Here is a 7,060-nt window from a genome sequence, read left to right as displayed (position 1 = left end):
AACCCGCATCCGGCATCGGAGTTACTTTGAAGTTTATGGTTATGGTATCTGTGCTATAACACGAGGTGTTGCCGGCATTCATCTCTTTCCATATGAATTGATAAACACCAAATTGAGTTACAGAAACCATTGTGTTTTTGTGTGTAGGATATACAAATGTAGCTGTTCCCGGTCCTGATAATTGTGACCAAAGACCTACCGGATTATCAATACTCCAACTAGCTGCTAAATAATAAGAATTGCCGCAAATAGCTGTATCTAAACCTGCATAGGCAACAGGAATATCATAAAAATTAACTTTTACAGAATCGTAATTTGTACATTGTCCATTACTTACTACCCAGTATAAATAAAACTCACCAACTGAATAATGGTAAGCATTGCTTCCCATACTTGAAATATCAACGGTAGCATTAAAAGGCACCAGTCCAGTTTGTGTAATAACCGGACCTGATGGTACAGAATACCAATAACCCGATGTAACACCACTTCCAATAGTGTCAGCAGCAAGTGTTACAGAAGTTCCACAAACAGAAATGGTATTATTGCCTGCCTCGGCATGAGGTGGACGGATAAAAGTAATTTGAACATTATCGGAAGCTGTACAAGGACCATTAACTTCGTGCCATGTAAAAGTAGCCGTATATTGCGAGCCTGTATAATTCGGTATAAAAATAGGAGTTGTTGCAGAAGTATCGCCATAAACATAAATAACTCCATTAGGACCTGTCCAATATCCAGAATACGTTGAATCTGCAACTAAAATAGCCCTATTACCACATGCAGTTGTATCAACTCCTGCATTGGGTGTTGGCACAACTAGAAAATTAATAATAACAGTATCCTTTGCTGTACAGCCATTATTTGTTTCAGTCCAGACGTAAGTATAAGGTCCATAAGTAGGAACAATTACATTTGTATTAGGATTGGTTGGGCTGCTAATACCCACACCCGTCCATGAACCAGTGCCGGGAGTACTTAACACTGCCTGCATGGTATATTGTAAACCACATACCGAAGTATCGGGACCAGCATTGGGTACAGGCATAGCAATAAAAGTAATCTGAACATAATCGGTCGAATCGCAAGGACCATTTATTTCTTTCCATTCATACGTATAAGTTCCTGCTTGCGTAACGGTTACGGAGCTATTGAATGCACTTGGCATTCCAAAGGTTGAGATACCAGGGCCATTTATTTGTGTCCACTGACCAACATAACTTGGATTGTCAGGTGGATCGGCCATCATTTGTGTTGTAAGCCCACAAACATTTCTATCGTTACCGGCAAATGGAGTTGGAAATGTACAGCAATTAGGCGTTCCAGCAGCTAAAACCATTACATATTGTGTATCGGGGTCGCTCCAACAACCATACGTATTTTGAACTTGAAGTGCAATAGCATAAGTCCCTGCTGTATTCCACGTAACTTGATAAGGACCTGGGCTAGGCGGGGTACCACTCAATATAGTAGCACTTCCAAAGTTCCAAACAAATGTACTTCCGCCAGTACCTGTATAAACCACATCGCTCGGCGTGCCAGCACAAATTGGTGTTACGGCAGTAAAATCGGATGTAGGTTTGGGATTTACCACCACTTGAATACCATCGGTAGCTGTTGCTCCACAAGCATCCGTAACAGTAACCGTATAATTATAGGAGCCGACAGGTGGACTAATCGAAACATTTGGACTTGTGCCTAAGCCCCCACTCCAATTATAGGTCAATGGTGAAACCCCGCCGGAGCCGGTAACATTGAACGCAACAGGCTGTTGACCATCGCAAATGGTAATATCGTTACTTACAGTTGCTTGTAACGGGCTGTTATCTACAATTGTAACAACAATCGTATCGGTTGCACAAGGCGATGTTTGTACAATAAATGTAACCGTTTCATTCCCTTCAGCTTGTCCATCCATTATAGGGTGTATAATTAAACCTACAGAATCTGAGCCTACAGGAATTGTCAAAGAACTGGGAATAGTAGTATAATCTACACCATTCGTAGCTGTACCACCAATGGTGTAATTAACCGTAACAGGTTGAGTAGCAGGATGATTTAAAGTAAACGAAACTATTGAGTTTGAACAACTTTCAATAGCATGCAAACCAAGTGCCGGATTGGTATAATAAGATGCAACATTGATAGCGTCTGACTGAAAACTATTAGCTTCCAAAAATACACCGGAATCGTAAATACCATCACCAATATCCGAAACAGCAATTTTGATGTGATAAGGTTGACATGGAACTACATCTAAACGAGCTGTTAGTACCGTAGTAAAACCATCGAAACAAATGGTTGTTCCATTTGTATTATTTACATAATATGATGAGTATGAAAGCGATGTACAATTAGATGAACTTCCATAACTACCTACTTGTCCACTATTAACTGAATTAATTGTAACGGGGATCGTTGTATTGGGTATCAATGCAATATTTTGGTTATTGTAATTTCCTCCTTGTGGATTTTGCCCTGAAACAAAGAAGCCAAATGCATCGTTAAATTGCGAACAAACATATTCAGGGTATTCTTCACTACCAAAAACATAACGAAATTGAACCGGTGTTGATTGAGGTACAAAATCGAACTCCAAAACTACTGCATCATACGAGGTATATCCGCCCGAAAGTTGTTCTAACTGGGCATCTCCATTACCCCCTAAGCTATTGCTCAAAAAATATGAACCTGGATTAGGAACATTGGTTATTCCACCCGTAGAAAGCAAAATACCACTTTGCAGCCCTAAATTTGTTGTTTGTCCATTAGTGAAAGAACCAATAGCTCCATTAGGTCCTGTATAAGTAATATTAGAGACATTGACTCCTCCTCCTACTAAAATATTTTGAACTAACTGGGCAGGTGTCATGCTTCCATTTACTTGTAACTGTGCCCAAAGCACAGCGGGAAAAAATCCAAATATCAATAATGCTATTTTTGTTCTCATAATTATAAATTATTGATTTGTTCTAAGTTTTTCCATTGATTATCAATGTTCACTTGTTCCACTTTAATAAGCTTGAACAAGTATTTGAAATAATTCCAGTTAGCTTGATTATAAAAAGTACCTTGAGCTTTGTAGGCATTTTTTGCGTTATCGAAAATTAAATTAAATTCTTCTACTCCTCTGTACCCACGGATATACTTTTCTAAGTTAGCGGCTTGAGTATTGCTTTGTATTCCATGTAAATAGAAAGCACATTCTACTTTCCCATCGGGAAGCGTTTTTAAATATTGATTATCCATTTTTATCATTTCTGCTTTCAACAAAGCATTTTGAGCCGTGGCAATATTAGCCATTAACAATAAAATAAAAATTGAAAAAACAGTTTTCATATACATTATATATTTTTTAATAAGTCAAAGATATAAATTAAAAAGTTGCCTGACAAAAAATTTTCTTTCATTTTTTATTAAGATAAAAAAATGTATTTTCGAAAAAAATTGCATTATGAAATCAGAATACTTTTGGAACTTTATATATACTATAATTTTTTTGACGTTGACATCTTTTTTAGGTTATTTTTTATGGCAACATCAAAACTTTGTTACACAATTAGGTGTATTTGACTTTATTATCATCTCGTTGGCATCGTATCGACTAACACGCTTACTTATTTATGACAAAGTTTTAAATTTTGTCCGCGATAAGATTGTGAATTCTACTTCAGAAAAAGGATGGATTGTTAGTTCTCGTTATTTTTTAACATGTCCCTGGTGTGCTGGCGTATGGATGTCGTTATTCATAACTTCGCTTTATTTATATCACGATTTAGGAAAATTTTTAGCCTATATATTGGCTGTAGCTGGAGTTGCTAGTTTTATACATATAACTATCACGCTTTTAGGCTGGGTTGCCGAAGAACGTAAACACACACTTAAAACACTAAAAAAAGAAGAAAAATTAAAACGATTAAAAAGTTCGTGTTGATTTTTGCTGTAAATAAAATTTTATATATATTTGCAGCCTCAAATGGTGGATGTAGCTCAGTTTGGTTAGAGCGCTAGATTGTGGCTCTAGAGGTCGCCGGTTCGAGCCCGGTCTTCCACCCCACTAAACAAAAAAAGGCAGAAAATTTCTGCCTTTTTTTGTTTTTATATCTTTTTAACGTCGAAACAATCGTTTAAAAAAACCTTTCTTTTTGAAATGATTGCAATTACAATCTTTGGTAAAACGCACATTGGTATTTAGCCAATGCCTAAAACCCAGCATAAACGAGAATGTTTTATATGAATTGCCATAAAGAATGCTCATGTTTATATCGTTACGATTTCCTATAAAGATATCATATTCTAACTTTGCCATTAACGTTGGTCTATATTCAATTTTTCCGTTTCTATTGTATTTTACTTCGGGCACATACAAGGGTCCTAGAACATTCCAAGAACACCTATACGTTAGCGCAGGTGCAATGTCAATATAAAGTTGATTGCGGTATTTATGAAAAAACATATAACGCATCGAAAACTTGGTAAAACCAGCTGTTAAACCAGCAGCATCAGCAAAAATTGAAGTTGATAATTGTAACGATAGCCAATTGTCTTTAATATAAAACTCATACGAAAGCATTAAACCCGGTTCGGTGCAAAAATATCCCAACGAATCGAGATTATTTTCATAATAATGCAAATTAGGGTTGCCAAAAAAATGACCACCAATGGTATGAGCCTCGAGCGACAATGCTGATTGTGAATATGTTATATCACAAACAAGAAAAAAAAATAATATAATCAGCGTTTGCCTCATAAATTTATGCTAAATTAGCAAAGATTTTTCACACAATATTAACGTTAAATTTTAAATTATGTTGAAACAGGTTATTCTTTTATTTTTATTTGAATTATTGTCGTTTCATTTATTTTCGCAGTCAAAATCGGCTTATATCATTTACGATACTACCGGTAACGAAATTACTTACCACCAAATGGTACAAGCATGCCAACAAGCCGATATTGTTCTTTTTGGCGAATTACACAACAATACTATTTGTCATTGGTTAGAATATGAACTATTAAATGATTTGCTCAAAGCTCGCGATAAAAAAGTTGTTGTGGGTGCAGAAATGTTCGAAGCCGACAACCAACTTGTTATCAACGAATTGTTCCAACACCTTATTCCAATGTCAAAATGGGAAGAAAATGTGCGACTATGGCCTAACTACAGTACCGATTACAAACCTATTGTCGATTTATGCTATCAAAACGGCATTTCACTCATTGCTACCAATATTCCTCGTCGTTACGCTGCCAAAGTTGCACGAGGAGGATTTGAAAGCTTAGATAGTCTCTCAGATGAAGCCAAAAAATACATCGCTCCCTTACCAATCAAGTACGACGAAAACTTAGGTTGTTACAAAAATATGATGTCCATGGGAGGAATGGGCAAAATGCACGCTAATCCTAATTTACCTAAAGCCCAAGCTATAAAAGACGCAACAATGGCTCATTTTATCTTAAAATACTTACCCAATAAATGGTTGTTTTATCATTTCAACGGAGCTTATCATAGCGATAATTTCGAAGGTATTGTTTGGTATTTAAAACAAAAACGTAGCGATCTTAAAATTGTTACCATTAGCTCCATCGAAGCCGACGACATTTCTAAACCTGCTAAAGAAGAACTATCCGGCAAAGCTAATTTTATCATTGCTATTCCTTCAAGCATGACTAAAACATACTAATATTATGGAACACACGCCCGATGAACTTTTAAAACAGTTAGAGGAATTAAAGAAGCAAAATCGTGAGCTTTTGCAACGTAACAAAGAACTTATTGAGCAAAACAATCTATTAAACGATGAATTAGAACGACTACGCATACGTATTCAACACGAATCGGCCGACAAAAAAAGCATGCGTTTTAAAATGGCCACCGTTCTTTTTGCCGATATTCGTGGTTTTACAAAACTATCTGACGAAGCAGACCCTCAAAAATTGATTGACGAATTAGACCGGTTCTTCCTTATCATGGGTGAAATCATTAAGCGTTACAATATTGAAAAAGTATCTTCCATTGGCGATACCATTATGTTAGTTGGAGGCATTCCTAAGAAAAACCGCACCAATCCTATCGAAATGGTATTAGCAGCCATGGAAATACAACAAGCATTTGATCATTTTCAGGAAGAATTATTTGGCAATGGTAAACGAATTTGGGAAATTAACATGGGCATTCACTCAGGACCCGTGGCTGTATCGGTTTCAGGAAAAAAGAAAGAATCGTACGAAGTAAAAGGTGAAACCGTTAATATTGCCAGTAGAATTGAAGCTGCTGCAGAAAATGGCAAAATTATCATATCCGAACAAACACGAGAGCTGGTTTCAGCTTATTTTCGTTGTCGCTATTTAGGTAAAATGCCAGTAAAATATGTCGGCGATATGAATCTTTATGAAGTTAAAGGTTACTTGCCCGAATATGCTGCCGACAAAAAGGGCTTAATACCCAATCAGAATTTTAATACCAAACTTCAACTCATACGTTACGATGACCTCGAAGAATTTATGCTCGATAAACTGGAGCGTGAACTTCCTAAATATCTCTATTATCATAACCTCAAACACACGATGGATGTTGTAATACAAGCTGAAATCATTGGACGAGGCGAAAAAATTAGCGAAGAAGAAATGCTTCTGCTAAAAACGGCTGCGTTGTTCCATGATTCAGGTCAAACAGTGCAATCGAAGGGACACGAACTTATTAGCGCACAAATAGCTCAGGAAATTTTGCCCCGCTATGCTTATACTCCCGAACAAATTGATATTATCTGCAATATCATAAAAGCAACCGAACTGCCACCCAAACCCAAAACTTTGCTTGAAAAAATTATTTGCGATGCCGATTTAGACTATTTAGGACGTAGCGATTTTGTTCCGGTTTCTAATACTTTATATAAAGAATTGCACGAACAAAAACTGATTGGTTCTATTGACGAATGGAATAAGCTACAAATCAAGTTCTTATCGGCTCATCAGTATTTTACCGAAACCGCAAACCGTTTAAGAGAAGTTAACAAACAAACCCAAATAGAACGGCTTAAGCAACTTATTGAATCGTAAA

6 protein-coding genes and 1 tRNA gene are annotated in these 7,060 nt (G+C 36.6%); 4 read left to right on the top strand and 3 right to left on the bottom strand.

The genetic code is table 11. The annotated features are described in order from the left end of the window. Positions 1-2,950, bottom strand: a 2,950-nt coding sequence (locus tag HPY79_03255) for a hypothetical protein (GenBank protein NSW44830.1), incomplete at its 3' end; no start/stop codon positions are given. A gap of 2 nt (positions 2,951-2,952) precedes the next feature. Beyond that, positions 2,953-3,339, bottom strand: coding sequence for a hypothetical protein (locus tag HPY79_03250; protein ID NSW44829.1), 387 nt, complete (start codon positions 3,337-3,339; stop codon positions 2,953-2,955). A 115-nt stretch (positions 3,340-3,454) separates the two neighbouring features. Here HPY79_03250 and HPY79_03245 point away from each other — a divergent pair, with 115 nt between their 5' ends. Beyond that, positions 3,455-3,934: a DUF1360 domain-containing protein gene (locus HPY79_03245; GenBank protein NSW44828.1), complete on the top strand. Its 480-nt coding sequence runs from the start codon at positions 3,455-3,457 to the stop codon at positions 3,932-3,934. Positions 3,935-3,979: 45 nt separating this feature from the next. Continuing rightward, a tRNA-His gene (locus tag HPY79_03240) sits at positions 3,980-4,057 on the top strand. A gap of 51 nt (positions 4,058-4,108) precedes the next feature. On the opposite strand, the gene HPY79_03235 is transcribed toward HPY79_03240, so the two are convergent. Continuing rightward, positions 4,109-4,750 carry a hypothetical protein gene (locus HPY79_03235; protein ID NSW44827.1) on the bottom strand — a complete coding sequence of 214 codons (642 nt, stop codon included), beginning with the start codon at positions 4,748-4,750 and terminating at the stop codon, positions 4,109-4,111. A gap of 58 nt (positions 4,751-4,808) precedes the next feature. Here HPY79_03235 and HPY79_03230 point away from each other — a divergent pair, with 58 nt between their 5' ends. Continuing rightward, positions 4,809-5,684 (top strand): ChaN family lipoprotein, encoded by an 876-nt coding sequence (locus tag HPY79_03230; GenBank protein NSW44826.1) that lies wholly within the window; start codon positions 4,809-4,811, stop codon positions 5,682-5,684. A 4-nt stretch (positions 5,685-5,688) separates the two neighbouring features. Then, a complete protein-coding gene (locus HPY79_03225; GenBank protein ID NSW44825.1) occupies positions 5,689-7,059 on the top strand; it encodes an HD domain-containing protein in 1,371 nt (456 codons plus the stop codon). Position 7,060: the final 1 nt, after the last annotated feature.

Source organism: Bacteroidales bacterium (assembly GCA_013314715.1).
Taxonomy (GTDB): domain Bacteria; phylum Bacteroidota; class Bacteroidia; order Bacteroidales; family GWA2-32-17; genus Ch61.
This window is presented reverse-complemented; position numbering and strand designations above follow the sequence as displayed.

Bases quoted from the DNA above. Each gene is read 5' to 3' on its own strand.
- HPY79_03250 (NSW44829.1), bottom strand. From the start codon at position 3,339: ATGAAAACTGTTTTTTCAATTTTTATTTTATTGTTAATGGCTAATATT.
- HPY79_03245 (NSW44828.1), top strand. From the start codon at position 3,455: ATGAAATCAGAATACTTTTGGAACTTTATATATACTATAATTTTTTTG.
- HPY79_03235 (NSW44827.1), bottom strand. From the start codon at position 4,750: ATGAGGCAAACGCTGATTATATTATTTTTTTTTCTTGTTTGTGATATA.
- HPY79_03230 (NSW44826.1), top strand. From the start codon at position 4,809: ATGTTGAAACAGGTTATTCTTTTATTTTTATTTGAATTATTGTCGTTT.
- HPY79_03225 (NSW44825.1), top strand. From the start codon at position 5,689: ATGGAACACACGCCCGATGAACTTTTAAAACAGTTAGAGGAATTAAAG.